Source organism: Natroniella acetigena (genome assembly GCF_023227745.1).
GTDB classification, from domain to species: Bacteria; Bacillota; Halanaerobiia; order Halobacteroidales; family Halobacteroidaceae; genus Natroniella; species Natroniella acetigena.
This window is the reverse complement of sequence record NZ_JALKBX010000032.1, coordinates 1-26,557: the sequence shown is the minus strand read 5'-3', so window position 1 is coordinate 26,557 and position 26,557 is coordinate 1. Positions and strand designations below refer to the sequence as shown.

Sequence of the window (26,557 nt, the reverse complement as noted above, 5' to 3'; positions counted from 1 at the left end):
TGAACTTAGCTTTTACTCAGCCTCAACCTTAGACTTGGACTTAGTTCTTTTTTGCTTCGTTCAGACAAAATTTCTTCCAATTCAAAACTTTAAAAATAAAATTGGTAACAAAATATTGAAAATTAATACGTATTCCGATATAATTATATACGTAAGGAGGGGTGAACATGAAAGATAAATTAACATTAAGTATTGAAGAGGATGTAATTGAATTTGCTCATAAGCTTTCTGAGAAGACAGGTCAATCTATCTCTAGTATAGTGGAAAATCATTTAATGGATTTAAAGGAGACACGAGAAAAAGATTATCAGGTTAGCAGCAAAGTAAAGAATCTTACCGGTTTTTTTGCAGGAGAAGATTTTCCAGAGGATAAGCAGGAAATGAGGAAGATATTTCATGAAAAAAGTAGTGATTGATATCAATGTAATTATGGATTTAGCACTTAAGAGAGAAGGATTTAAAGCAGCAGAGAAAGCGGTTGATTACTGTGCTAGAAAAAAGGTTGAAGGTTATGTCTGCTCACATGAGATAACGACTTTAGCTTACTTGCTAGAGAGGAACTTTGGTAAAAAGAGGGTTAAGTATTTCTTACAAGAGATATTAGATATTTTTGAGGTGTTACCTTCGACAGGTCAAACTTTAAGGTCAGCTTTGGATTCGCCGATCAATGATTATGAAGATGCAGTTATAGAAGTAAGTGCTTTAGAAGCTGAGATTGATTCTATAGTTACTAGGAATTTAAAGGATTTTAAGAATAGTAGGGTTAGAAGTTTAAGTCCTGAGGAGTTTATTGTTAAGCAACTGTAGCTAATAAATAATTAAATTAAATCAAGCTTTTTTTTCATTAATTTTTGGAAGTGGCAATTTTTAAATTTACAATTCTAGCTCAAAACCAAGTTTAGGGAAAAGTTTAAAAATCAAACTTTCTTCCCTGTTACTTTTATCTTGATATAAAAGTAACCAAAAGATCAAGAAGAAATTAAAACTCACTCAGCAGTAAGATATCTGCTACCTGCTGAATTACTACTTTATTATTAAACCTTGCAAAAACTTAAATTTTACTGCTTTTTTGCTTCGTTCAGACAAAATTTCTTCCAATTAAGAGCTTAAATTCAATTGATAATTGAGAGTTTAAAATTGATAGTTCAAGTTCAAAATCTAATTCTTTTAAACCTTTATAACTAGGACATTACAATGTTTTAGAACTTTAAGGTTTTTAACTATCCACTATCCACTATCAATTATCAACTTGTAATAAAGCTTCACTTCAAACCCTTATAATACTAAAACTTAGCTTAAGTTAGTGCATAATTGTAAATTGTACATTGTCAATTGTTCATTAGCTTAATTTCTGCCACCACTCTCTATGCTCTAAATACCAAGCAACTGTCTTTTCTAACCCCCTCTTAAAGTCATACTCTGCCTTAAAACCAAGCTCCTTAATCTTAGTTGTATCAAGTGCATAGCGATAGTCATGGGCCAACCTATCCTACATAAGTAATTAAAGACTTATCTTTACCCAGCAAGTTTAAAACCTCTTCTGTAATCTCTAAATTAGTCCTTTCATTATTAGCTCCTATATCACCTTGCCCCGATAATTATCCTTAACATACGGGCCAACGACAAAGCAGCTTATAGATAATAATTAATAGTGTTCTAAATACCAATCTATAGTCTTTTTTAATCCCCTCTTAAAATCATACTCTGCCTTAAAGCCAAGCTCTTTGATCTTAGTTGTATCAAGTGCATAGCGATAGTCATGGGCCAACCTATCCTTAACATAAGTGATTAAAGACTTATCTTTACCTAGTAAGTTTAAAATCTCTTCTGTAACCTCTAAATTAGTCCTTTCATTATTAGCTCCCACATTATAAATCTCACCTACCTGACCCTGTTTAAGAATTAAGTCAATGGCCCGACAATTATCCTTAACATAAAGCCAATCTCTGATATTCTTGCCATCCCCATATAAAGTCAACTCCTTATCCTTTAAAGCATTGGTAATAAATAAAGGGATCAACTTCTCTGGATATTGAAAGGGGCCAAAGTTATTGCTTGAGCGAGTTATAATTACTGGTAAGTTATAAGTTTGATAATAGGAGCGAGCAATTAAATCTGCACTTGCTTTACTAGCTGCATAAGGGTTATTAGGCTTTAAAGGGCTTTTTTCATTAAAGTAACCCTTATTTCCTAATTCTCCATAGACCTCATCTGTAGAGATTTGGATAAATTTATCTATCCCATATTCTTTAGCCACTTCTAATAAGACTTGGGTTCCTTCTATATTGGTTTTGATAAAGGGTGTTGGCCCGGTAATGCTTTTATCTACATGGGACTGGGCTGCGAAGTTGATTAGATAATTTATTTTGTATTCACTAAAGATATACTGGACTAATTCTTGATTTGCTATATCACCTTTGATGAATTTATAGTTAGGATTATTTTCTATATCTTTTAGATTAGCTAGATTTCCTGCGTAGGTTAGTTTATCTAGGTTAATGATTTTATAAGTTTGGTATTTATCTAAGAAAAAACGGATAAAGTTACTACCAATAAAGCCTGCTCCACCTGTTATAAGTATTGTTTTCATCAAATCACCTCTTTTTATCTAAATTTTATCATTAAAATAAAAATAGAGCCAACTTATGTTGGCCCGGTTAGTCTTACTTCTATCTTTACTTTTCATTATATATATAATCAAGTGGTCTTTCTTTTTTACAATTAAATTTATAAAGTAATGAGTCAACTATTCTGTCACTTGCTTTTCCATCACCATAAGGATTAACTGCATTAGCCATCTTTTGATACTCTTTATCATCATTTATTAATTTATTAGCTATAGAAATAATCTTTTCTTGATCAGTTCCTACTAATTCTACAGTACCCGCTTCTACTGCCTCTGGTCTTTCAGTATTATCTCTTAAAACTAAGACTGGCTTAGCAAGGCTTGGTGCTTCTTCTTGAATTCCACCAGAATCAGTCATAACTAGATAAGATTTAGCCATTAAATTAGCAAAAGGTTGATAATCTAATGGTTCAATTAAATGAACATCTTCAGTATCACCTAAGATATTATTAACAATCTCTCTTACCTTAGGATTTAAGTGTACTGGAAAGACTACTTCTACATCTTGATTATTCTCTACTATCTCTTTGATTCCATTAAAGATATTCTCCATAGGTTCACCTAGATTTTCACGACGATGAGAAGTAAGAAGAATAACCTTTTTATTTTCAAAATCTATTTGGTTAAGCTTAGGAATATCAAATTTATAATCTTCTTTTACTGTTTCTAATAAAGCATCAATTACAGTATTACCTGTAATAAATACTTTTTCTAAATCTATATTTTCAGCTAAAAGATTATCTTTAGCAGTTTTGGTAGGAGCAAAATGTAAGTCAGCTAGTACTCCAGTTAACTGCCTATTTATTTCCTCTGGATAAGGAGAATATTTATTATGGGTTCTTAATCCTGCTTCTACATGCCCAACCTTTAACTTTTGATAAAAGGAAGCCAAAGCACCAACAAAGGTTGTCGAAGTATCACCATGAACTAAAACTATATCAGGTTTCTCTTCACTTATTACTTCTTTTAACCCTTGTAATACATTAACTGTAATATCTGTAAGTGATTGAACTGATTCCATAATATCCAAATCATAAGCTGGCTCAATTTCAAATAAATCAAGTACCTGATCTAGCATTTCTCTATGTTGAGCTGTTACAGTCACAATTGATTCTATTCTCTCTTCTTGATTTAATTTTTTCACAAGTGGAGCCATCTTTATTGCTTCTGGTCGTGTCCCAAAGACAGTCATTACTTTTAACATAATTACCCTCCAATTTAGTTAGATGCAGCCTCTTTAGTAGCAGCAACCTCTTTATGACCTTTCATTACTTCTTTAATTCCATATTCTTTTTGCCAATCATAATCAGAGTAATCTCCTAATTTATAAGTCTTAAATCCTTTTTCTTGCCACCAATCATAATCTAAAAGATTTTTAGTATCAAATAATATTTGATTTCTCATTAAATCAGCTATCTTAGCTGGATCTATCTCTTTAAAAGCTTTATGATCAGTACCGATAATAATACAATCAGCATCTTTGACTGCTTCTTCTAACTCTACCAAATTATATTGACACTCATCTACATGAGGATCATAAATACTTAAATCTACATCTTCTTCTTGGAAATGATCAATAATCTCTAATACTGGACTCTCTCTTAAATCATCTACATTTCCTTTATAAGTAATTCCTAAGATAGCTATTTTAGGATTAGCAATTCCAAATAATTTCTCTTTTACATTTCTAATTGTAAATTGAGGCATGCTATCATTAATATTACGAGATAAATTAATCATTTTTGCTTCTTTAGGAGCACTCTCTACGATAAACCAAGGATCAATGGCTAAACAGTGTCCTCCTACTCCCGGTCCAGGTTGATGAATATTAACACGTGGATGTTTATTAGCTAATTTTATAGCTTCCCAAATATCAATCTTTACCTTTTCAGATATCTTAGCTAATTCATTAGCCAAAGCAATATTTACATCACGATACGTATTCTCCATTAGTTTAACCATTTCAGCAGTTGTAGCATCAGTAATATACATCTCTGCTTGAACAAAACTTGTATAAAGCTTACGAGCTTTAAGAGCTGAAGCTTCATTTATTCCACCAATTACACGATTATTATGGACTAATTCATGAATTATCTTTCCAGGTAGTACCCTTTCTGGACAGTGAGCTACGTATATCTCTCGTCCAATTTCTAAACCACTTTTTGCAAGCTCTGGTACTACTATATCTTCAGTAGTACGTGGAGCAATAGTTGATTCTACTATTACTAAATCTCCCTTTTTAAGATAAGGTCTAATAGTTTCTGTAGCTGATTTAACATAATCTAGATTAGCACCATTATCTTCTGTCAATGGAGTAGGTACAGCAATAATAAATACATCTGCTTCTTCAGGTTCAGTACTGGCCAGTAAGTTTTCTTCCATTACTGCTCCCTTAACCATCTCTGCTAAACCAGGTTCTTCAATATGTATTCTGCCTTCATTAATTGTTTTCACTACTTTTTCTTCTATATCCACACCAACAACTTCATGACCACTAACAGCAAACATAGTAGCAGTTGGAAGACCAATATAACCTAAACCCATTACACATACTTTCTTTTTCATATAAATCACCTCTTAGTTTATAATTTTATATTACTTATTACTTTATTAAGCTTTTCAGCCAATTTAAATCTAGAAAAATTATTAACAGCATATTCACGAGCGTTATCGCCCATTTTAGCTCTTAACTCTTCATCTTCATATAACTTAAATAATCCTTCTGTTAATTCTTCATCATTTTCAGGTTGAAAATAAACCCCTGCCTCAGCCTTTTCAATAATTTTTCTTGCTTCACCTTTAACACCAATTAAAATCGATTTACCCATAGCCATATAATCAAAGACCTTTGAAGGAATAGTAATATCAAATAAAGGTAAGTCACATAAAGAAATCAATAATGTATCAGCAGCAGATAAAAAATCTACTATCTTCTCTTTAGGTTGACTTCCTATAAATTTGACATTATCTAATTCATATTCTTGGGCTAATGATTTTAGTTTCTCTTCTTCTACTCCAGCACCAATAATAGTATAAATGATATCTGAATTCTCTCTTGTTCTTTTAGCTGCATTAATTACTACTTCAAGTCCTTGTGCAGTACCGATATTTCCTGCATACATTACTACAAATTTATCCTTTAGATTATATTTATCTCTTACCCAATTATCTTTATCACCAGGCTTGAATAAATTTTCATCCATTCCATTAGTAACTACTTCTATTTTTTTACTATTAATCCCTGCAGAAACTAAATGTTTTTTAAATCCATTAGTTACAACAATAATCTTTTTAGCTCTATTATAAAGAAAATTCTCTAAAAATCTAGCAGCCTTTATCATAAATTTATTAGTTATTTGATTTAAATGAATAGCAAAATCAACCCATAAATCACGTATTTCTAAAACAAATTTGGCCCTTTTTAATATACTTAATATATAACCCGATAACCCAACTAATAACTGTGGAGAAGTAGCATAAACTACATCAACTTTTTTAGCAAAGATTCCTCCAATAATCGAAGATATGAAAAATGTAATATAATTTAATAATCTAACTAAAGTTCCAGATTTAGTATCAGGAACTAAAAAAGTACGAATAATATTAATTCCATCAATAGTTTCTCTTTGAAAAAACTTACCTTTATACTGATCATGAATTTCACCTTCAGGATAATTAGGAAAACCAGTTACAACTGTAACTTCATCCCCTAATTTAACCAAATTTTTAGCCATTTCATATGCTCTTCCTTGAGCTGCTCCTGTCTCTGGTGGAAAATGCTGTGATATATATAGAATACGCAATATGCTATCACCTCCTAATTCTAGAATAAAATTTTTCTTCTTTTATATTTTGTTTTGGAATTATAATTTCATCTACATAATCATCAAATTTGACTTTTATTTTTAAACCTTGATCATCACTTACTACCATTTCTAATTGCGGAATATCTTTTTTAAATGGATATATAATAAACCCATTCAAATCAGGTAAGTTAGTTTCATAAGTTAGATTTAATTTATTTGATAAATCTTTTCTTCCAAATTCCTTTGAAATATAAGTTTGATCTGGATTCAACTTTTGTCCAGTTATTGATTTGATTAATACATTTTTTTGTTCCTTATTTGAAATGATAATTTCATTACTGCTTATTTTATTAAAATTATAATTATCATTGAAATGTAGATTGCTTTCTATATAATGAATTGCTTTTCCAAATAATCTATCAACTATTATCCAATATTCATTATTTACAAAACAGATTGTTCTTTCATGAATTACTGAATCTTTTAGTCTCTTATAGCCATCATGTTCACCTTGAATGATAACAATATTATCTTTATTAATCCATTTCTTCTCTTTAGCTTTTGCCCTTTTTGCTACTCTAAATTTAGACCAAACTTCTGATTGATCTAAGTTATCTATAGTTACTGTATTATGAGCCTTTGTACTTCTAAATTCATTTCTTGATTCACAATGATAACCATAAACACCTGAATCAACAATTAATCGCTCTCCCCAAACACTCAATTCAAAGCTTAAAGTATCAGCATGTGCATGTCCTGGGTTATAATCTGGGCCAACTGGCCCACAATCAAAGATTAAATATTTACTATTCTTATTATCTCTTAAAATATAGTAACCTGTTTCAGCTAAAGCAGTAGAACTATAATCAGATTTCTCTTTTTCAAGCTCATTAAATTTTTGAAATCCTTCTTCACCTAACATCAGATAGGCATATAAACTAAATTCCTCAGCAAAATCTTTGAAGTCACTTCTATTAAAGATTACAACTCCTACAGCAGCTAATTCTTTAGGTGATAGTTCAATTTCAAAAGCACTATCATTAAATAAAGATATTTCCTTATCAGGATGAGAAGTTTCAACCATAAATTCAAACATCTTTTCTAATTTATTAATTAAAAACTCAGGTATGTCATTATCATTTCTCTTTAATAAAAGAAACACTTCAAGATAATCTCTTAAAACTATAGAATGATACATTGGACTTCTTTCATAATGCCCACCATCAACAAGAATTTGCTCTTCTAATTGCTTCCATAATATTTCTTTTCCTTTTTTAAACCATTTTTTAGCTCTTTTACCTTCAAAAAATAGACCAACAAATAAAAGTGTCTTTCCATTTTCAATTAAGTGATTCCCACCTAAATGATACTCTAAATTGTCAGATAAAAACATAGATTGTTTATATATACTAGTCAAAAATTTATCCTTAAATTCATCGTCCGATTTTATCTTCTCTTCAAAAAGCTGATAAGCTTTAATCCAGTTAACTATCCTTAAAGAGATAACATAAGGATGCCAGCTATCTCCATCACCAATATAATTATTTTCAATCCAATCACTTACTAACTCTTTAAATAAAAGATAAACTTTTTTATCTTTATTCAAAGAATAATAAATAGCTAAATCTAAAACATAATCAAAATAATGTAGATTAAATTTCCATAGTTGACTACCTTTAGTTGTCTTCCATTTTATTTGCTCTTTAAAACTTTGTGTTTCATTTAAAAAAATAAATTTATTATTTAATAAGTCCAGATATTGCTTATTTAATTCCTTCTCTTCAATATTTTTAACTGAGTAGTTACCTAAGCTAAAGATAAATTGATTTGATTTAACATTTATAGTTTCATTAAAAACTTTATGGTCATAAACTTTATTATAAATGTGGCTAAATTTGCTAATCAATAAATTTTTAATTATAAAATATACTCTGTAAATAATTTGTTTGATTTTTAAATATTTAAGAGTATGATAAAGTAAATAGATTTTCTTTATCATATTATCCCTTCTTTCTTATTTTAAACCTCTTAAATTGATAAAAAGGTCATCTAAATTTTCTTGTCCTTTTATAAATTCAATAATTCCATACCCAAATAATCTTTCAGGGAAAATATCTTTTTTCCATTCTTTAAATTTATTCCATTTTAGACCATTTGATGATTTATATATAATTGCTTTATGTTTCCTTCGATCTTCAATTGTTGTTGCAATATACATATTTCCATTATTATCAATAGTAGAATAATAAGCTGGACCTGCAATAGGTCTAATTCTTTCTAATTCTTTTGCATTTCGGTTATATTTTAAAATATAAGTCTGTTCATTTGCAGAATCAGAACCCCAAAAAATATCATTTTCTTTTTGAATTATACTAACAGCTCTCCAATCTTGACTTCCGCTTCCAATTTTATCTAATTGGTTGGATTTTATGTTGTACCTATAAATTCCACTTGCATCATTACTGTCTCCTGTACCTATAAATATATTGTCTTCATTTAATACATCTTGTTGTATGAAGTGTATATGTTTTTTATTTTGAAAAGTTACCAAAAACTCAATCTTCCCATTAATCGGATCAACTTTACATATTCTAGGGGGGGAGTTCTTAGAATTCGTCCAATATTCTCCATATATTAAATTACCACCCAACTTTAAAATGCCTTTTCTTAGCGGTCTTTTGCCTTTGGTGAGTGGAATCGCTTTAATTAATTTTCTATTCCTATAAACTAAAATTTTTCTTTTTATTAATATAACTAAGTTTTCATTATTTAATGGAATTATATTATGAATACCATTCCTGCTCACTCTATTAAATAAACCACAGACTGAGAGTATGGGTAACTCTTTAATTTTCAATACTTTCTCCCAAAATTCACTATAAATACTTTTTTTAAAAATATACCTTCCATTAGAAGCCCATAAAACATCACAATTATCGTCATAATAGTGATATCGCATATAGTTAAACCCTCCCTTGCTTATTTATTTAAAAATTCAAATAGCTTCTTATGTTCATTTGTGTAAAGATAAAGCTTTTCAGGCAAATTATATAAATTTTTCTCCCACTGCTTAATTCTGCTTTTATCTAAATTAAGAACCTCTTTGACAGTTGCTTTGATATTTGATAAATCAAGGCTTTTACCAATTTTAAATTTATTAACCACTTTAGCATCTTGATTTCCAGCCAAAGTTAACATAGGTTTATTAAATAAACAAGACTCATAAAAACGATTAGTTCTAGCCCAAAGCCAATTACCAATTTGCTTATCCTGATAAGGATAACAAGCCCAAACTATATCTACTTGATTATAAATTTGAAATAAATCATCTGGTGCTTTATAAGGTCCTCCATAATTAACATTTGAAATTTTACTTACCTCGTTTTTAAAATTTTTAATTCCCATAGGAATTCCTCGAAGATAAATTTGTATTCTCCCATTACTTTTTTCAGCTACTTTCTTTAAGATATTCCACGATCGTTGACAACGTAACACTCCAAAATAACCGATTTTTAAAGTTTCTTTTGAAATACAAGAACCAGAGGATTTAAGACTTTGAAATTCATCCTTATTTAATTTATTTTCAATTACTTGATATTTAATGTTATCCATATTAAGTATTCCTTCATAATAACCAGAAATATAAGCTTTTGAAGTAACAACTAAAAGGTTAATATGATTCAATAAAAACTTTTCCAATTCTCTTAATAGTTTAGCACTAAAACTATTTTTCAAGAGTATTCCCCTTATATCACCAACTTCATAAATTATCTTAGAATTATTTTTGACAGTGCTATTTGCTAACCATCCTAATAATAGGTTATCTAAACCAAATGCATAAACAATATCAGCATTCTTAATCATAGAACGTATTTTAGAAAAGGATTTAATAAAAGGTATAATTCTTTTAAAATAATTACCATGAGATATTTCTCCTAATGATACATACCCCTCTGAAAGCGATTTACCAGAATAATATTCTCGTTCAAAAGCTAAAACCTTAGTATTTGCACCAAGATTTTTTAGTGCATTTATACGCTTATGATAGCGCACATGAGAAACTACTGGACACAAAAAAACTATTTTCATTTTTTACACCTCTTAAGTTTTATATAATTGTTTATAAATAGAAATTAACTTTTTCTCTTCAAGATTCCAACTGTATTCTTTAGATAATTTTTCACAATTTGATTTCATTCTTCTTATATTATGTTCTTTAATTAATTTTAAAATAGATTTTGCAATTAATTTAGAATTGATTATCTCATTTTTAATTGCAATACCAACGAAGCTTTTATCTAAAACATCCAATATTAAAGGATTATCGGAAGTAATCATCGGTAATCCAGCATGAAGTGATTCAAACAACTTATTTGGAGAACAATATTTATTATTAATATTATTTTTACTATAAAATACGAAAGAAAAATCAGCTTTGGAAACATAGTTAATTAAATTATTTCTGCGAATAGGTTTTAAAATAAATACTTGCTCTTGTAATTTATTATCAGAAATAATTTTTTCTAATCTCTTTTTATAATTTTCATTAACTGGACCTACTAAAGCAATTTTAATATAATCAGGAAGATATTTGAGTGATAAAATAATTTCTTCTAAAAATCGTTTAGGTAACAATGTTCCAAAATATATACCTAATATTTCATTTTCTTTTAATTTCACTTCAACAGATAAATCACGAGAACATTTTGAATTGTTCTTTTGTAACTCTGGAACATTCATAATAATCTTAGAATTTGACACTTTAGGATACATACTTTCAAAAATTTCTTTTCTATATTCATCAGTTAAAATAGTTACATCAGCATATTTAGCAAATAATCTCTCTATTAACCGCCAAACCTTTTTTAATTTAGCTCCTGTCATTTCAGTATAGATTTCATGAGAATCATAAATAACTTTTTTTCCTTTTATTTTAGCAATTAAAACTCCCATGAATAAAGTTGGTAAATCATGACAATGATAGACATCATAATCTTTAGCAAACCCTAAAAATAATGACTTAATAATGAACTCAAAATATTTTAAAACCCAAAAAAATATATTTTTAGGAAAACCTCTAGTAATAATACTTATTTTTTTTAAAGTAATCCCAAGAAAAACTTCTTTATCTTCAATTTCTTTTTCATTTAATGTTATTAAGTCTACTTCATGACCATCATCAATTAAACTTACTGCCTCTTTTTGTACTCTAGCATCATAATATATATTATCTATTAAAAACATGCAAATTTTCATTTCACTTCCCCTTCCAATTTGATTTCATGGTGTTATGATATTATATCATTAAAAATTATTTCTAAAATTTGAAGATGATATAAATATTACTAAAAATATAAGAAAAGCAAAAATTAAAAGATTTACTGGAGATAAAACTCCAATAAATAGAGAAGTCATCGACAATTTATAAACTTCAAAAGCTAAAAAAACAATAAAAAGAGCCCATAAAATACTATCTTTATCAAAAAGATTATTAACTAAAAAATTTAAGAAAAACAAACTATAATTAATCAAAAATAAAAATAAAAATATACCCAACCATCCAAAATTAGCATATGCTTCTCCTATTGCCGGTACTGTTGCATTCCCTGTTCGCCCAAAAAGAAATAAATGTACAACTCGTCCTAATGTAACAGACTCATAAGGAAAGATTCCCATTGGATTAATAAAAGTGGTTCCTAGAAAAAATCCTTGATGCTCAACTACTTCAATAACAGCTGCTAAACCTATACTATAAACCCCTACTATACGATTAATTAAAGAAGGTATAACAAAATTAAAATAATAATTAATTTCTGTTTCTGAAAAATATAAAAAGTAAAAAAATAAAATTGTTATTATACCAACTACAATACTTGATATTATTCTTTTATAATATATTTTTTTATCATAAATAATTAAAGTGAAAACGATCATAACTAAAAATACTGCTAATTTATCTTTATATAAAAAACTTATTGATAAAAAAGAGGCCATAATAAAACTAATATAAAACATTACCTTATTAAAACAAGTTTTTTTTCTCTTATAAATTAAAAATGATAACAAAGTAGCCAATTGTGGTAAATTATAAAATCCAATTCTAAACCAATGAAAACGTGGTACACTACGTACAGCAGCACTTCTTAATTCTACTATTCCTCTATTGCTTAAAGACAATAATTCACTTATATTAAATATTGGAAGATTACCACCGAAAAACAAAAATAATATTATTGAAATTATGGAAAAAAACCATAATATATAAAATAATAAATATAATTTAATACCATTAGCTCTTTTTATTAAAGAGTTATATCTTCTATTTCTATTATTACAAAACAAAAACAACATTAAATAAAAGAATATACATTGTAAAACTAAAATTAAATAATATTCAATAGAAAATAAATCCTGAAATCCATATATATTCATTGAAGGAAAAATAACAACTAAACTTCCTAAAACATTGAAGACAAATAAAGATAAAAAATAAACAGAAGGAAGCGGGAAAATCAAAAAAATTTTTTTATGCAATAAAAACAATACTCCAGGAATATATATAATCATAAGTGATATATATATTAATACATTAGTCATTCTATATCTCTCCTCAAATATTTAATACTCAAAAATGAATCATATTTTTTCTATATTTCTATATATAATAATATGTTTTTATAATTACAAACTAATTATTAATTTTTTATAATAATAATAATGAGCTACATTATCTATTATTAAAGCAAATATAGTAGCTAAAAGTGCTCCTCTTATTCCAAACAAAGGAATAAATAATACATTAAAAACAACATTAGCTACTGTTAAAATGAAGGCTACTTTCTTTAAAAATCTACCATACCCCTTTACTCCAAAGAAACTGTTAAATGGCTTGTATAATCCTCTTAAAAAAGCTACTGCTGCAAACCACGGAAATAAGCTAGCCGTTGTAGCATAACTTTCTCCAAATATATGTAAAAATATGATTCCTCCAACTGTTGCTGCTAATAAAGAAGTTAGTAATAACCAAATAAAATTATAGAACAATATCTTTCTAGGTATCTTCTCTTTATCAGCTAAATCTTTATAAAAAACAGACATAAGTGCTTCAGAAAAAGTAGGAATAGGAGTCGTACACTGTAAACCTAAATTATAATAACCAACATATTGAACTCCTGAAAATGATTCTAACATGATTTTATCTAAATCATAAGTTCCCATACTTGCCAACCTACCTAAATAAACATGCCAACCATAACTTTTTACTTCGCTTAATAAAGTATTATAATTTTTTTTAATATTAACAAGTTTAGGCCTAAATGTAATAAAATAAGTTAGTGTATTTATTGATAAATACGTAGTAAAATAAATAATCAAATAACCAATATATGATAGATCAAACAATAAGAATGAAATAAGTATTATTCCATTAATTGAAGTTTCAGTAATAATCATAGAATTTATTTTTTTAAATCCAATCTGCATTCTTTTTACAACATTATTTAATAAAGTACCACTTGAAATTATAGCTAATAATAGTATATAACTATATTCTTCTAGAATATAATCAGAAATTATTAAAATAAATAACGCAAAACCGATAGAAAACAATAAATTTATAATATACATTACTCCAGCCAATTCTTTACTTTTATTTTCACCATTTATTGCCATCAATCTCTTGATTGAGGAAAAAAAACCAAAACCAAAGAATAAAGCTAAATAATTGGTTATTGTTAAAAAATATGAATATCTACCATACAACATAGAGTCATCTAATTTTCTAGTAATTACTACTACTATTAAAAATTTAACCACTAAATTTATTATTTTAGATAAATATAATAATATTGTTGAGTTTTTATTCTTCATCCTTAACCTTTTCCTTTTCCATAATCAAAAATATGATTATTGGCTATATTAACTATATCAAAATTTTCTTCCTTTAAAAATTCTAAATCCTTTTCTTCAGCTTTAAAATTAACAGCTTTTTCTTTTTTAGTACCAAAAGAATCAGATATACATGTTTCTAAATTACAAAATAAAATATCACTATCATTTAAATAATTAGAAACAGGTTTGAATGGATTTTCATTCTTTTTATATTGATCCAAAAAAACATCTCCTACTGCAATTAACTCTATTTTATCTTCCATTAAATCCCACCTCTTTAAGCCCATAGCTTAATAATAAAAGCATTTACTTAATCTAATATCTTTTGTATTAAAAATTTATGCTTTCCTGATTCTGTTCTAGGTATATTTTCTACAAATCTAACCTTAAGTTCAATTTGATTGTCAAACTTTTCTTTGAATTTATTAATAATATATTCTATTTCACTACTTGAATAACTAGACTTCTTTACAAGCCTTAATTCAAGTATTCCTGGTTCATCCTGGTAAAATTGTCCTATTTCAATATGTTGCTTTACTTTATCCAATATCTTATATGAACCTGTAAGCATTATCTTTCGCTTTCTTTTCGTCAGTATATATTCTTGTTCTCTTCCTTTAACTCTTTTAATTAACTTATAGTTTCTTCCACATTCACATCTTTGATTTGTATTTACTGCTAAATCTTTTGTCTTATACCTAATAAAAGGCACAACATAATTATTAAAACCAGTACACACTATCTCTCCAACTTCATCTTCTTTTGTTACTTCTTGCCCATTCTCATTAATCAACTCTGTATAACCATATTCACTATTAAGATGATAAAAGTCACTCTCTTCACATTCTCCAGCTAAACAACAGTGTTCAGTATGTCCATAAAAACTATAAACTCTAGTTTGAAATGCTTCTTTTATCTTTTCTCTTTGGAAATCATATATATTTTCTGATGCACATAAAACAGATTTTAATTTGCCTAATTTAACATCAATATTATTATCTAATATATAATCAGAAAGAATATATATAGAAGAAGGATATGCCTTAATAAAATCTGGATCAAAATCTTCTATTAATTGAATATACTTCTTCATATTTTTTTCTGTTAAATGGTAAGAAGATAAAATAAGATCAAGTCCTCTATCTTGATAAATTCCTTTTAGAGGTTTGTCTCCACATAATTTAACCAATTTATTTCTTTTAGCAGGTTCATATCCAACTCTAGACCATAAATTGACTATAAATGCCCACTCTCTTTCTTTAGATACCTTCTTTTCTTCAAAAAAAGCCATAGGCTCACCAGTTGACCCACCAGTTGTTTTATAAACCAATTCATCTTTATTATAATTAACAGCAATTAAATCATCTAAATTATTTTTAACCTTTTCTTTAGTTAGATAAGGCAGCTTTTTCAAATTATCAAAATCTTTAATATCATTAGGTTTTAAACCTCTCTCATTAAAAACTTTTCTATAATAAGGTACATTTTCGTAGGCATGATTAATTAATTTCTTTAATTCACTTATCTGATATTCTTTATGTTTTTTTTCTGTCCACCATTGAGATTCTTGAAGAAAATTATACATTTTATAAAAATCTTGATCTAATTTCTTTTCATAAGGAATCATACCATAAATCTTCCGTATTGGAAGCTGAATCCAATACGGAGCTTTTTTTATTAAACTCTTTACCATTTTTAAGATCCCTCTCTTGAAATTTTTAATTTATTACTTTGCTTTATATTAATTAGAATTTTTTTACTAATCAACTTTTCACCATAACTATATGATATTAACGTTTCTTGCACACTATAATTTTCTATATTTTGTAATAAAATCTGTTCACTTTTATTAGTTAAGATTAAACTATTTTCTTCTTCTTTTAAATCTACTTCAGGAGACAAATTCAATATTACATAAGCATCCCTTTTTAAGTCACCTAATAAATTATCCTCTATAATTAATTTGTTTTCTTTTAATTCAATTCTTCTTCGGTGTATAACTCCAGGTTTATGTTTATATCCACTATGTTCTCCTAAAAATATTGTATCATTAAATTCTAAACACTCAGCAAAACTCTGTTCTTTCATATTAAAGAGATCTTTCTCATAGAAATCATTCTGCTCAAAACCTTCAATATATAAAGTATTATGCATTTTAGTACTTCTATACAAATTCCTCATCTTATAATCTGCAGTATATACATATACACCTGGATCAATAATAAAATCATTTCCATTTACATTCAGCTCAAAACTAAGTTGATCATTATGACTATGCCCACCTTGACCTCTTAAAGACAATTCACCACATCTAACTACACAATATATACTATCATTTCTTAAAATATAGTATCCACCCTGCTTATAAACTTTAGACTTTAAATTTGCTTTTTTAAGTTTTTTTAAAGTATAAGTTTTACCTAAGGTCCACAAACAATCCTCTTGATAATCTTGGCCTAAATATTTAAAATCATCTCTATTAAAATAAACACCACCTATCGAAAGTAAATGTCTAAAATCACTTTTCTCCCATCCATAGTAATTAGAGAAGATAACTAGTCTTCCATTATCAGCATCACCAATTAAAGGAGCTTTACCATTAGGTTTAGTAATACTCATTATAAAGTTAAACATTAATTCTAACCTATTCATATACTCATCCGAAAAATTATAACCATTCTTCTCTGCTAATATTGTTGGGAATAAAAATAATTCAGTTACTAATCTATGATAAGAAGTTGATGTTTCATAATTAGTTCCATCTTCATTATTCTGAATAAACATTTCTTTTTCTAATTCACTCAGACCATAATTTAACCACTTTTCTGGTTTATTAAATTTACTTAACTTAAAATCACCAAAATATAAACCTAAAAATATAAGTCCCACTAAATTAGATAAGTAATGATTATTATTGAATTTTCCTTTATTCTCTAAGTTTTTATATATAAACTTACCATGTGAGTATAAAGAAGAATTTAATTTATTTTTAAACTTTTTATCATTATCTATCTTATCTTCAAACAAGAAGTAAGCATATATCCAATTTACTGCCCTTATTGCTACATCCATAGTACAAGTCCAATTAATAGACATTTCAATCGGATTCTTTTCTATCCAATCTTCTATTTGTTTTTTAAATTCTTTATAATATTTTTGATTATTTGTTATCCAATATGCCTTGCCAAGAGTAAATAAATGCTGAAAACGAGACAACTCCCATGGTACTTTAACATCAGCATTATTATTTAAATTAACAATTTCTATATCTTTATAAAATTTATTCTCCCAGATAAAGCCTGTTTTAAAATCTTGATTCCACTTTATATCTTCTCCTAAATCATTTAAGCCAGAACCTAATAAATCAAATTTATGATCACATATCTTATCTGCTGACTTTATTATCTTTTTTTTTATTTTTAAGTTATCACTATAATATTGGAGCATTTTTTCTTTATCTCGAATGGAAAAGAAAAAATTTAATCTTGTCTTGAAATTATCAAATTTACTACTATCTATCTGCAACATAAAAATATTAATATACACTTTTCTAATTAAATAATATAGCTTAATATACAGCTTTCGTATTACCTTAAAACAAATCTCTTTTATGGTATATTTATTTAATATTTTCTTCAACTTATACCTATCCATATTTATAATCTACCTTTTATCTGTTTTGCTGGAACTCCTACTACAGTATCATTATCTTTCACATCATCTTTAACCACTGCCCCAGCTCCAGTAACAGCACCTTGGCCAATTTCAACTGGAGCAATCAAGGTAGAATTACTTCCAATAAAAACATTATCCTTAATAACAGTTTGATACTTATTCTTACCATCATAATTCGCTGTAATAGTTCCTGCTCCAATATTTGCATTCTCACCTATAGTTGTATCACCAATATAACTTAAATGAGGCACCTTGCTTCCAGAACCAATTTGTGCTTTCTTAACCTCAACAAAATCACCAACCTTAACATTTTCGGCAAGTTCACTACCTGGTCTTAGATAAGCATACGGGCCAACCAACCCATCATCCCCCACCTTACTTTCAATTATAGTTGATGACTTAACCTCTACTCTATCTCCAATTTTAGAATCAACTATCTTTGACTGCTGGCCAATAACTACTTCACTACCCAACTTTGTTTCTCCTTCTAAAAAGGTAAAGGGATAGATAATACTATCTTGTCCAATCTCAACTTCTGCATCTATATAAGTATTAGCAGGGTCAATAATTGTAACCCCTCTATCTAAATGATAATTACAAATTCTTTCTCTTAAAGTCTTTTCTGCTTGAGCTAAATGCCTTCTAGTATTAACTCCAATAGTTTCTTTATTATTAGCAGTCAACAAAGCACTAACCTTTTCTCCCTTTTGATTTAAGATACCAACTAGATCAGTCAAATAATACTCTCCTTGAGCATTATCAGCCTCAAGCTCACTCAAATTTTCAAACAATAACTTACTATCAAAAGCACAAATTCCAGTATTAATCTCATTTATCTTAGCCTCTTTAGGACTTGTATCATCCTCTTCAACTATCCTTGCAACATTTCCTTTATTATCTCTAACTATCCTAGCATATCCTGTAGGATCATCAACTTTTGTCGTTAAGACTGTAATTGCCGACTCTCTACTTTCATGTTTAGCAAGTAATTCTTCTAATGTTTCAACAGTCAATAGTGGTGTGTCTCCATATAAAACAAGGACAGTTCCAGAAAAGCTTTTAAGCTTATCTTTAGCCTGCATCACTGCATGGCCAGTTCCTAGCTGCTCTTCTTGCAGAACAAACTCAATCTCACCTTCTGTCTCTTCTTTTACCAGTTCAGACTTATAACCAACTACTGCTATATTATAAACAGGCTCTAAATCAAAAGCTGTATCAACCACATATTGTACCATACTCTTTCCTGCTACCTGATGCAATACTTTAGTTAGTTTAGACTTCATTCGAGTTCCTTTTCCAGCCGCTAAAGTAATCGTTGCTAATTGAGTCATTAATTATCCTCCTACAATTCTAAATTATTACACTTTATATTAGATAATCTTAATTATTCTTTTACTAAATTACTACTCAAACTATCATATATACTAACCAAACTATACTTCTCATCCTGAAAAATATAATTCAAATTATCACTATCAGTCTGATAATTATCAAGAACTAGATCAATAATCTCAACCAACCACAAAACCCGTTCTCTCAAACTTCTATAAGTTACCTCTCCCTTAGAAGCAGCCACTTCTTCATTGACTCCAGCATAGACAAACTCTGGCACCTTATCAATCAGCTCTTCCAACTGTCCAATCTCATTATGTAACCTAGCCAACTCCAGCTCATCCTCCATCATATCCGACAACTTAATTAAATTAACCTTAATCTCTTGCAATAGATCAATCGGCTCCGCTTTCGTTGGATACAACCTAATAATCCCAAACTCCTTCAGCCACATAAAGAGAACTAGTAGAATCGAAGCTACTACCAGTAAGATCATCGAACTCTCATATTTGGCCAGCAAAACAGCACTGACCCCAAAGATCAAGGTCACCAAATAAATCGTCAACACCGTCTGCTTCTGATTCAGCCCAAAGCTCAAAAACCGATGATGTAGATGCTCCTTATCAGGTCTAAAGGGATGCTTACCATTGATCAAGCGACGCACCACCGCAAAGCTTGTATCAAAGATAGGAACCCCTAAAGCAATCACTGGCACTAAGACAGTCACTGCTGTTGCACTCTTAGCAGTCGCTACCAAAGAGATACTGGCTAACATATAACCTAAGAACATACTCCCTGTATCACCCATAAAGATCTCCGCTGGATTGAAGTTATACTTCAAAAAACCAAGTGTCGCCCCTGCCAAGATCACAGCCAAAGCTGAACTGACCACATTTCCCTGTCCAAAGCTGATTATCGCTATCGCCAACGCCGAAATCACTATCACTCCACCTGCTAATCCATCCAATCCATCGATCATATTAACTGCATTAACCAAACCAACAACCCATAAGATCGTAATCGGTATCGCTAAAGCACCAGTAAATAATAACCCTGTTACAGGATGACTTATGAAATCAATCTGTAAGTTATAAGCTAACAAAGGAATAGTAGCTACAATCTGACCGACAAGTTTATACTTCGCCTTAACCCCTTTTATATCATCAATAATCCCAATCGCTACAATAATTACTGCTCCTAATAATACAATCTGATACTGCCTAGATAGCTCTAAAAATAAGAGACTGGTTATTAAAAAAGATAAAATAATTGCTAAACCACCAAATCTAGCCATAGCTCCATTATGTACCTTTCTTTGATTAGGATGATCAACCGCTCCCACTTGATAAGCTACCTTTTTCGCTACAGGAGTCAATATTAAACTCAGTAAAAAACTGACTAAAAAGATCAGAAATATATTTTCCATAATCGTTGCCTCCTACTTATTTAACTTATGCTCTACTCAACTTCAATATAACCCTTTTGTTAGTTTATAGTGTCTAGGGTATAGTTGATAGTTAAAACCATAAATCTCTTTAATTTTTGACCTTAACTATCCACTATATAATACAATTTTAATCTTCTTGAATTTCATTAACAAGTTCCTTCAGATTAAACGGATCACCTTTATAGTAACTTTTTTGATCTACATGAACAATTATAATTGTCATAGCGATATTCTTCCCTTCAAAATATCCAACTAACATTCCTTTGTAGCAGTCATAATATTCTCCACCAACTACAAAATTATCATCGGAATATGTTGATATATCTTCTAAAGGTAGGTCTTCTTCTTTATAAAGCTCTACCTCGTCTTTTTCATATAACTCCATTATATCATCTTCAGTTTCTTGAAGTGTAAACTTTTCCGAATCTCTCACAATCATGAAATAAAAATTCCCTTTTATCTTTTCAATTTCCTGCTCCATCTTATCACCTCATCTTTATTACTTATTTGTTCATTATTCAATACTTTTTATCTATAGCCAAGAATTTGACCTTGAACTCTTAATCTTTTGACTTTAATTGTCAACTGTCAACTGCCAACCTCTCTTAAATTCCTCTATTTAATATTCCGATAAAAATTCTTTCATAAACGCTACAAAAACACCCAACATCAAACCTAAAACTCCCGCAATCGCTAAATTCAACTTCTTATTCGGTGCTACAGGATTATCCGAAACAATCGGCTGATTAATCACCTGCATCTCTTCCATAGCATCCAACTTCTCTTCCAACTCATACTCCCTCTCCAACAGAGAATACCTCAACTGCTCCAAATCATTAATCTTACTTCCAAACTCATTACTCAGGATGATCTTATCCGCTGTCGATAATTCTTCAGCAGTCAACAATTGATCTATCCTATCTTCTCGCTCAACCAAACCTTCTTCCAATCTAGCTACCTCTATCTCAACCTGCTCCAAGCTCCGTTCTATTCGAGCCTGATTTCGTCCAAATCGCTCCTGACTATCACTTCTGAATAACTCAATTAAGCTATCAAGAACCAACTGAGCTTCTTCAGGCTCCTTTCTCTGAAAGCTAAGTTCCAAAATCTCATCGCCCTCATAAACCTCATTTATCTCTAAGTTATTCCTAATTCCTCTAAGCTGATCCTGGGCCAACCCTAGCCCCAACTTCTCATTTATTCTATCAAAATACTCCATACTTTGTAACATCTGTCGAGCTGTGCCGACATCTGAATAACTCCCCGCCCGATTGCTCAAACTGATCGTCGCTTCTGCCTGATAGATCGGCTCTAAAACAAAAAAGCTAACCAGCCCACTGATCAAGATAGCAATCACCATTAAGCCAATAATCATCTCTTTTCTATCTAGTAAGATCTTTAAATACTCCCGCAGATCAATCTCGATCATCTCATCTACATTACTTGTATGATTATTCATTTGTTCCCTCCAAAAATACTAAATTTATTGCATCCAATACTTTTCAACAAAAAATTCACCAATTCTACCTGCAATAACATATTACCACATCTTCCTATTCTGTTAAAAAAAACAAAATAAGCAATTTAAATTATAACACACTCAGCAAAAATTTCAAGAAAAACCCTAACTGATTTACAATATAGAGCCAACAACTTGCAATCAACTCCAAAAACAGACTGATTATCCCATACATCGCTAAACTTAATCTGCTCTCCTCTTTATCTCTTCAATGATTTTTATTGAGGTTAATTCGTACCGATTCACCCCAAGAGAACTTCTTCAGGAAGTAAAGAGTACTTCCCTCAGGGCACGTAGTTGACTGAATTTAATCTTAAGGATTTCGCTCCTAAGCCATTGACCCTTAACTATTCAATATTAATTATTAATTACTTTTTAATTGTCAATTGTACATTTGTTTTAATTAGTGTAGATTCGTGTCAATTCGTGGCCAACTGTTTTTAAGACTTTATTATTATTTTTTTGACTTTAACTGTCAACTGTAAACTGTCAATCGTAAATTTTTTAAACTCTTGTTTTTAATGATTTTGATTTTTAACTGTCAACCGTCAACTGTTAACCGTAAACTGCTTTCTTCAACCTTCCCCAGAAGCCTTGCTCTTTTTCATACCTCTTCGGCTCAACCACAACCTCTTCGTCCGCAACGACTAACTCCGCATTAGCTTGATACCGCTCAGCCCGACTAACACCAATCAACTCACATAACTTAGCCATACCACCTTGCAAACACTGACAGCGATAACCATTCGAATGTAGATCCGAACCCAACAGTTGCACCAGATCATGCTCAACCAAAATCTCAGCCGTCTCCTGCACCCGCGAGCCAAACTTACCGAGCAGACTCCCTGCATTAAGCTGGGCCAACGCTCCATCCTTCACCCACCGATACAACAGATTCGGATCCTCCATCACGTCATGATACCGCTCCGGATGGGCAATCACCGGCGTAAAACCTAACACCTGCAGATCATACAACACCTCATCAACGAAACTAGGCAGCTTCCGCATCGGAAACTCAACCAACAGATACCGACTACCATTCAGCGGTGTCACCAAGCCATCTCGTACCTTTTTTCCTAAATCAGCCGTCAGATAGACCTCACTCCCAACCAAAACCTCTAGCTCTACTCCAGCCCGAGCAAGCTCCTCCTGCAAAGCCACAACCCTCTTCTTTATCTCATCTGGGCCAAACTGATACTCCCCCTCAACATAATGCGGTGTCGCTATAATTTTTTTAACCCCTTGTCGCTCAGACTCCTTCGCGATCTCTACAGCCTCTGCAAGATCATCGGGACCGTCATCAGCCTTCGGTAAGATGTGTGTATGTAAGTCAATCACCTTTTAAACCCCCTCTTTAGTTTACAGTTGACCGTTGACAGTTGACGGTTAAATACATAAAACCATTACAAAACACTTAGCTATGTATTTATCGCACCTATCTTTTCAAACCGTAAACTATTATTTCATTGATTGTTTAGTGGTTTTTAATATATTATTCAGCATCTTAATTAACGTTTTAACATCCTCCAACATCGAATCAGTAAATTTCTCTTCTAAAACCTCAGTAGCATTAAATAATTCTAACCAGTATTCGGTTTCAGCTGCTTCTTTTAGAGATATAGATAACTTAGCAATAAAATCTCTCCTGCTCTGTCCTTCAATTCCCTCTCTAATATTTGCAGCAATACTTGTTCCCGAACTCAATATCTGCTTAGCTAAATCATACTCCCTCTTTTCATCACATAAATACTTATATAATTTCACTATCCTAACTGAAAAATCAAAAACTCTATTATAAACGATACTGTTCTCTTTAGCCACCAAACTCACTCCTTAGAAATTTATTTATTTCTTATTATTTCTAAGAAGTGATAATTTATACATTTGATTCTTGTTGGTTTTAAGCTCTTGATTTTAAGTCTTTGATCTTTAACTGTCAACCGTCAACCGTCAACCGTCAACCGTCAACGCTTTCTCCACCGTAGTAGTAATAATAATTTTGATACCCGCGTCCTTTATCAATCGGATATTTGTTTAAAACCGTCCCGATGACATTAGCTTGAACTTTATCAAGCTGCTCCTTGGCCTTGACGACCATATCTTGTTCAGCTTCATGCGAAGCAATCACTAACAAGATCCCATCGACTTTAGTCGCTAGGATCGCTGTATCGGTCACGGCAATCACTGGCGGAGTATCGATGATCAGCATATCTGACTCTGCCTCAGCTTGCTTGATCACCTCTTCCATCTTCTTTGAGTTGAGCAACTCCGAAGGGTTGGGAGGAATCGTTCCTGTCGTAAGTAACCTTAAGCCATCGATTCCTGTCTCCTGCAAACCTTCTGCAAAGCCGATCTCACCGGTCAAGACATTACTCAGCCCTGCAAAATTGGTCATCCCATAGAACTTATGCTGCATCGGCTTTCTCAGATCAGCATCGATCACAATTACATCTTTGTTATTTTGAGCCATCGAAATGGCCAAATTAGCAACCGTCAATGACTTCCCTTCACTTGGGCCACTACTGCTTAAAGAAATCTTAGTCAACGGATCATCAGGGCTTAAAAAACTAATATTAGTCCGTAACGTCCGATAAGCCTCCGCTGCTGGTGATTTAGGATCATATTCAACGATCAATTCATCACTCCGATTTCTTCTGCTACTCCCCATCTCTAATCCCCCTTCCATAACCTGAAGAATGATCAACTTGATTTAAATCAGGAATTACACCCAAGACAGGCAGTCCCGTCAAGCGTTCGACATCCTTCTCCTCTTTGACTGTTGTATCTAAGAACTCTAATAAGAAGATAATTCCCAGTCCTATAAATAGGGCCAACATCGCTGCAATCGCCAGATTCAACTTCGTTCGTGGTCGAATCGGACTATCATCGACTACTGCTGGATCGATGACCAACATATCCGATGACTGCATCGCTCGTTGAATCTCAATCTCTTCTCGCCGCTCCATCAACATCGTATAGAGATTCTCTGCTACTTTGCTCTCCCGTGTCAGCCGGGCCAACTCTAGCTCCTGCTCAGGCAATGCTTCTAAATCCTGCTCCAACTGACCAATCTGCTCCCCTAAGGTCTCCATCTGCACCCCAGTTGAGATAATCTTTGTTTCCAGATCGATCAAATTTCCTTCTAAGCTCCGATAGAGTGGATTGGTACTCTCTGTCCGTGAGCTGACCACCTCTGTTACTGCTTCTTCCAATCGTGCTTCAATCTCTTTAATCTTACGTTCTACCTCAACTACCTGCGGATGATCAACAGTATAATTCTCCTCCAAGCCGACCAAATCAATCTCTAGATCTGCTAACTGCTGCCGATAATTACTGACGATAGGATTGTCAGTAATTGTTTTGCTGGAAACAACCTCTTGCTCCTGCTCAGCCAGCTTCTCTCGTACATCCTCTAAACTCGCTTGGGCTTGATTCTGCTCTACTTGGGCTCGAGCTTGAGCCTTTTCCAACTCGGTCAATCTATCCAAGACAGCCCGACCCTGCTCTTGCGGAAAGACTACCCCCTCTTCTGTCTTATAGTCGAGTAACCGATCTTCAAACTGAGTTAAGTTATCTTGTACCTTGACCAACTGCTCCGAGATAAACTGAGACGCTCCCTGTAGATTAGCCTGGTTTAACCGTAAGTTCTCCTCCTGAAAGACCTCAACAATCGTATTAGCAATCTCTTGAGCCATTTCAGGATCATGATACTCAACACTAATTGTCAATAAATTGGTATCTCCACCACTGCTGACCGACATCTTATTTCGTAATGAACCAGCCGAGATCAACTCCCCTGTCTCTTCATTTCTTAAATCCAACCGTTCAATCACACTCTCCATAATCAACCTACTTCGCAACAACTCTGTATAGGTCGCTACATTATCCTGCCGACCCCCAAAACCCAACTGCTCACCAAAGAGATCATCCATCCCTTGCTCCTCTTCAATCAACACCAAGGTCGATGTATCATAAATTCTAGTCATCCGATTACTGACCAGAAAACTGGCTATTAACGCTACAACTACTAATCCAACAAGAATCAATTTTCGCTGCCAGATTATGGTGATATATTCTTTTAAATCAATCTCTATCATATCTTGTTCCATATTTTCCATTTCTCCATTTTCCCTCCTAGCTCAAACAAATTTACGATTAACAATTAAAAATCAATCATTACTTTTTATTGATATATAGTTTCACTTTTAAAATTAAAATCTGCAACCAATAAACTTCAAAATCAGTTTCGAGAGGGCTAAAAA

The 26,557-nt window shown here is 31.0% G+C and carries 24 protein-coding genes; 2 read left to right on the top strand and 22 right to left on the bottom strand.

All coding sequences use genetic code 11. The annotated features are described in order from the left end of the window. The first annotated feature begins 167 nt into the window (after positions 1–167). Both MWH25_RS08065 and MWH25_RS08060 read left to right on the top strand, forming a co-directional pair. Positions 168–416 (top strand): DUF6364 family protein, encoded by a 249-nt coding sequence (locus tag MWH25_RS08065; protein ID WP_248627142.1) that lies wholly within the window; start codon positions 168–170, stop codon positions 414–416. Then, the gene (locus tag MWH25_RS08060) at positions 397–807 is read left to right on the top strand and encodes a PIN domain-containing protein (RefSeq protein ID WP_248627141.1); all 411 of its coding nucleotides are present in this window, start codon (positions 397–399) and stop codon (positions 805–807) included. Before MWH25_RS08065 ends, MWH25_RS08060 begins: the two co-directional genes overlap by 20 nt. A 532-nt stretch (positions 808–1,339) precedes the next feature. Here the strand turns inward: MWH25_RS08060 and MWH25_RS08055 are convergent. The 22 genes from MWH25_RS08055 to MWH25_RS07950 form a co-directional block, all read right to left on the bottom strand. Further along, a complete protein-coding gene (locus MWH25_RS08055; RefSeq protein ID WP_248627140.1) occupies positions 1,340–1,483 on the bottom strand; it encodes a hypothetical protein in 144 nt (47 codons plus the stop codon). Between the two features lie 162 nt (positions 1,484–1,645). After that, complete coding sequence (rfbB, locus tag MWH25_RS08050) at positions 1,646–2,590, bottom strand: dTDP-glucose 4,6-dehydratase (RefSeq protein ID WP_248627139.1); 945 nt, start codon at positions 2,588–2,590, stop codon at positions 1,646–1,648. A gap of 85 nt (positions 2,591–2,675) precedes the next feature. Next, positions 2,676–3,830, bottom strand: a complete 1,155-nt coding sequence (wecB, locus tag MWH25_RS08045) for a non-hydrolyzing UDP-N-acetylglucosamine 2-epimerase (RefSeq protein ID WP_248627138.1) — start codon at positions 3,828–3,830, stop codon at positions 2,676–2,678. A gap of 14 nt (positions 3,831–3,844) precedes the next feature. Then, the gene (locus MWH25_RS08040; protein WP_248627137.1) at positions 3,845–5,191 is read right to left on the bottom strand and encodes a nucleotide sugar dehydrogenase; all 1,347 of its coding nucleotides are present in this window, start codon (positions 5,189–5,191) and stop codon (positions 3,845–3,847) included. A gap of 17 nt (positions 5,192–5,208) precedes the next feature. Further along, complete coding sequence (locus tag MWH25_RS08035) at positions 5,209–6,429, bottom strand: glycosyltransferase family 4 protein (RefSeq protein WP_248627136.1); 1,221 nt, start codon at positions 6,427–6,429, stop codon at positions 5,209–5,211. Between the two features lie 7 nt (positions 6,430–6,436). Beyond that, positions 6,437–8,431 (bottom strand): heparinase II/III family protein, encoded by a 1,995-nt coding sequence (locus MWH25_RS08030; protein ID WP_248627135.1) that lies wholly within the window; start codon positions 8,429–8,431, stop codon positions 6,437–6,439. 15 nt (positions 8,432–8,446) lie between these two features. Continuing rightward, positions 8,447–9,391 (bottom strand): NHL repeat-containing protein, encoded by a 945-nt coding sequence (locus tag MWH25_RS08025; protein WP_248627134.1) that lies wholly within the window; start codon positions 9,389–9,391, stop codon positions 8,447–8,449. Positions 9,392–9,411: 20 nt separating this feature from the next. Then, complete coding sequence (locus MWH25_RS08020) at positions 9,412–10,521, bottom strand: glycosyltransferase family protein (RefSeq protein WP_248627133.1); 1,110 nt, start codon at positions 10,519–10,521, stop codon at positions 9,412–9,414. Between the two features lie 12 nt (positions 10,522–10,533). Continuing rightward, positions 10,534–11,688 (bottom strand): glycosyltransferase family 4 protein, encoded by a 1,155-nt coding sequence (locus MWH25_RS08015; RefSeq protein ID WP_248627132.1) that lies wholly within the window; start codon positions 11,686–11,688, stop codon positions 10,534–10,536. Positions 11,689–11,736: 48 nt separating this feature from the next. Then, complete coding sequence (locus tag MWH25_RS08010; RefSeq protein WP_248627131.1) at positions 11,737–13,029, bottom strand: O-antigen polymerase; 1,293 nt, start codon at positions 13,027–13,029, stop codon at positions 11,737–11,739. A gap of 84 nt (positions 13,030–13,113) precedes the next feature. Then, positions 13,114–14,301: an oligosaccharide flippase family protein gene (locus MWH25_RS08005; protein WP_248627130.1), complete on the bottom strand. Its 1,188-nt coding sequence runs from the start codon at positions 14,299–14,301 to the stop codon at positions 13,114–13,116. A 2-nt stretch (positions 14,302–14,303) separates the two neighbouring features. After that, the gene (locus MWH25_RS08000; RefSeq protein WP_248627129.1) at positions 14,304–14,585 is read right to left on the bottom strand and encodes a CapA family protein; all 282 of its coding nucleotides are present in this window, start codon (positions 14,583–14,585) and stop codon (positions 14,304–14,306) included. A 47-nt stretch (positions 14,586–14,632) separates the two neighbouring features. Then, positions 14,633–16,015, bottom strand: a complete 1,383-nt coding sequence (locus MWH25_RS07995; protein ID WP_248627128.1) for a phenylacetate--CoA ligase family protein — start codon at positions 16,013–16,015, stop codon at positions 14,633–14,635. Positions 16,016–16,017: 2 nt separating this feature from the next. Then, positions 16,018–17,850 carry an alginate lyase family protein gene (locus tag MWH25_RS07990; protein WP_248627127.1) on the bottom strand — a complete coding sequence of 611 codons (1,833 nt, stop codon included), beginning with the start codon at positions 17,848–17,850 and terminating at the stop codon, positions 16,018–16,020. A gap of 128 nt (positions 17,851–17,978) precedes the next feature. After that, a complete protein-coding gene (glmU, locus tag MWH25_RS07985; RefSeq protein ID WP_248627126.1) occupies positions 17,979–19,328 on the bottom strand; it encodes a bifunctional UDP-N-acetylglucosamine diphosphorylase/glucosamine-1-phosphate N-acetyltransferase GlmU in 1,350 nt (449 codons plus the stop codon). Positions 19,329–19,381: 53 nt separating this feature from the next. Next, entirely contained in the window at positions 19,382–20,755 is a 1,374-nt protein-coding gene (locus MWH25_RS07980) for a glycosyltransferase family 4 protein (RefSeq protein WP_248627125.1), read from the bottom strand. Positions 20,756–20,903: 148 nt separating this feature from the next. Further along, complete coding sequence (locus MWH25_RS07975; protein ID WP_248627124.1) at positions 20,904–21,257, bottom strand: hypothetical protein; 354 nt, start codon at positions 21,255–21,257, stop codon at positions 20,904–20,906. 138 nt (positions 21,258–21,395) lie between these two features. Further along, on the bottom strand, positions 21,396–22,235 hold the full coding sequence (locus MWH25_RS07970) for a YveK family protein (RefSeq protein ID WP_248627123.1): 840 nt from the start codon (positions 22,233–22,235) through the stop codon (positions 21,396–21,398). A 615-nt stretch (positions 22,236–22,850) separates the two neighbouring features. Then, the gene (locus tag MWH25_RS07965; protein WP_248627122.1) at positions 22,851–23,633 is read right to left on the bottom strand and encodes a tyrosine-protein phosphatase; all 783 of its coding nucleotides are present in this window, start codon (positions 23,631–23,633) and stop codon (positions 22,851–22,853) included. 120 nt (positions 23,634–23,753) lie between these two features. After that, positions 23,754–24,116 carry a four helix bundle protein gene (locus tag MWH25_RS07960; protein ID WP_248627121.1) on the bottom strand — a complete coding sequence of 121 codons (363 nt, stop codon included), beginning with the start codon at positions 24,114–24,116 and terminating at the stop codon, positions 23,754–23,756. A 136-nt stretch (positions 24,117–24,252) separates the two neighbouring features. Next, positions 24,253–24,963: a CpsD/CapB family tyrosine-protein kinase gene (locus MWH25_RS07955; protein ID WP_248627120.1), complete on the bottom strand. Its 711-nt coding sequence runs from the start codon at positions 24,961–24,963 to the stop codon at positions 24,253–24,255. Beyond that, the gene (locus tag MWH25_RS07950) at positions 24,953–26,413 is read right to left on the bottom strand and encodes a GumC family protein (RefSeq protein ID WP_248627119.1); all 1,461 of its coding nucleotides are present in this window, start codon (positions 26,411–26,413) and stop codon (positions 24,953–24,955) included. Before MWH25_RS07950 ends, MWH25_RS07955 begins: the two co-directional genes overlap by 11 nt. Positions 26,414–26,557: the final 144 nt, after the last annotated feature.

Bases quoted from the DNA above. Each gene is read 5' to 3' on its own strand.
- MWH25_RS07950 (WP_248627119.1), bottom strand. From the start codon at position 26,413: ATGGAAAATATGGAACAAGATATGATAGAGATTGATTTAAAAGAATAT.
- MWH25_RS08060 (WP_248627141.1), top strand. From the start codon at position 397: ATGAAAAAAGTAGTGATTGATATCAATGTAATTATGGATTTAGCACTT.
- MWH25_RS07975 (WP_248627124.1), bottom strand. From the start codon at position 21,257: ATGGAGCAGGAAATTGAAAAGATAAAAGGGAATTTTTATTTCATGATT.
- MWH25_RS08010 (WP_248627131.1), bottom strand. From the start codon at position 13,029: ATGACTAATGTATTAATATATATATCACTTATGATTATATATATTCCT.
- MWH25_RS07955 (WP_248627120.1), bottom strand. From the start codon at position 24,963: ATGGGGAGTAGCAGAAGAAATCGGAGTGATGAATTGATCGTTGAATAT.
- MWH25_RS08040 (WP_248627137.1), bottom strand. From the start codon at position 5,191: ATGAAAAAGAAAGTATGTGTAATGGGTTTAGGTTATATTGGTCTTCCA.
- MWH25_RS07980 (WP_248627125.1), bottom strand. From the start codon at position 20,755: ATGGAAAATATATTTCTGATCTTTTTAGTCAGTTTTTTACTGAGTTTA.
- MWH25_RS08015 (WP_248627132.1), bottom strand. From the start codon at position 11,688: ATGAAAATTTGCATGTTTTTAATAGATAATATATATTATGATGCTAGA.
- rfbB (WP_248627139.1), bottom strand. From the start codon at position 2,590: ATGAAAACAATACTTATAACAGGTGGAGCAGGCTTTATTGGTAGTAAC.
- wecB (WP_248627138.1), bottom strand. From the start codon at position 3,830: ATGTTAAAAGTAATGACTGTCTTTGGGACACGACCAGAAGCAATAAAG.
- MWH25_RS08020 (WP_248627133.1), bottom strand. From the start codon at position 10,521: ATGAAAATAGTTTTTTTGTGTCCAGTAGTTTCTCATGTGCGCTATCAT.
- glmU (WP_248627126.1), bottom strand. From the start codon at position 19,328: ATGACTCAATTAGCAACGATTACTTTAGCGGCTGGAAAAGGAACTCGA.
- MWH25_RS07995 (WP_248627128.1), bottom strand. From the start codon at position 16,015: ATGGTAAAGAGTTTAATAAAAAAAGCTCCGTATTGGATTCAGCTTCCA.
- MWH25_RS08000 (WP_248627129.1), bottom strand. From the start codon at position 14,585: ATGGAAGATAAAATAGAGTTAATTGCAGTAGGAGATGTTTTTTTGGAT.
- MWH25_RS07990 (WP_248627127.1), bottom strand. From the start codon at position 17,850: ATGTTGCAGATAGATAGTAGTAAATTTGATAATTTCAAGACAAGATTA.
- MWH25_RS07970 (WP_248627123.1), bottom strand. From the start codon at position 22,235: ATGAATAATCATACAAGTAATGTAGATGAGATGATCGAGATTGATCTG.
- MWH25_RS08065 (WP_248627142.1), top strand. From the start codon at position 168: ATGAAAGATAAATTAACATTAAGTATTGAAGAGGATGTAATTGAATTT.
- MWH25_RS08030 (WP_248627135.1), bottom strand. From the start codon at position 8,431: ATGATAAAGAAAATCTATTTACTTTATCATACTCTTAAATATTTAAAA.
- MWH25_RS08005 (WP_248627130.1), bottom strand. From the start codon at position 14,301: ATGAAGAATAAAAACTCAACAATATTATTATATTTATCTAAAATAATA.
- MWH25_RS08025 (WP_248627134.1), bottom strand. From the start codon at position 9,391: ATGCGATATCACTATTATGACGATAATTGTGATGTTTTATGGGCTTCT.